The 800-nt window shown below is 43.6% G+C and carries 1 protein-coding gene and 1 pseudogene; both read left to right on the top strand.

Annotated elements, in window-relative coordinates; translation table 11 throughout:
* Positions 1 to 507, top strand: a 507-nt coding sequence (locus V7D75_RS06570; RefSeq protein ID WP_442968931.1) for a dioxygenase family protein, incomplete at its 5' end; no start/stop codon positions are given.
* 128 nt (positions 508 to 635) lie between these two features.
* Positions 636 to 800, top strand: a pseudogene (locus V7D75_RS06565) (benzoate 1,2-dioxygenase large subunit); the annotation flags it as partial.

Below are 800 nucleotides of genomic sequence, written 5' to 3'. Positions count from 1 at the left end.
GAAGATGGAAAACCTCTTCCAAACGCAAAGGTAGAAGTATGGCATGCCAATAGCTTAGGTAACTACTCTTTCTTTGATGAATCACAGTCTCACTTCAACTTACGTCGTAGCATCATTACAGATGAGAATGGAAATTATGCATTCCGCAGCATCGTTCCGCTAGGTTACTCAATACCACCAGAAGGAATGACGCAAAAAGTATTGGGCGCGCTTGGTCGTCATGGTCATCGCCCCGCTCATGTTCATTTTTTCGCCAGTGCCGACGGGCATCGTAAATTGACCACACAAATTAACATCGATGGCGATGAGTACTTATGGGATGACTTTGCCTTTGCCAGCCGCGAAGGGTTGGTGCCAGAAATCACTATGATCGACGATGCTGACAAGCTTAAAGAAAAAGGTCTCGATAAACCATATGCCAGTATCGATTTCGACTTTCATTTGGTAAAAGATATCGACCAAAACGTCCAAGGCAGTGAAGTCGAACGTCGCCGTGCCCAAGGCTAATCTGGGCTTGTTATTGGATATTAGTAGTTCATAAATATTAAATCTCTACGTTTGATACGTCCCAAGCTGCCGTATCAAGCGTAACACCGAATCTCATTTAACACCGTTATTATACAAGGAAGGCAGCCATGAGCCAGCGTATCAATCTAGTACCTGAAGGATCAGACATCAGTATTGATGATTTTTTAGAAGAAAACAGCGAAAAGGGGATTTATCGTCTGCATCGTAGCGCCTTCACTAACGAAGAGTTGTTCGAGCTTGAGATGAAGTACATCTTCGAAAACAATTGGGTG

The sequence above is a fragment of the Psychrobacter sp. genome (assembly GCF_036731945.1).
GTDB lineage: Bacteria > Pseudomonadota > Gammaproteobacteria > Pseudomonadales > Moraxellaceae > Psychrobacter.
The sequence above is the reverse complement of the archived record's forward strand: the minus strand, read 5'-3'. Positions and strand labels throughout refer to the sequence as shown.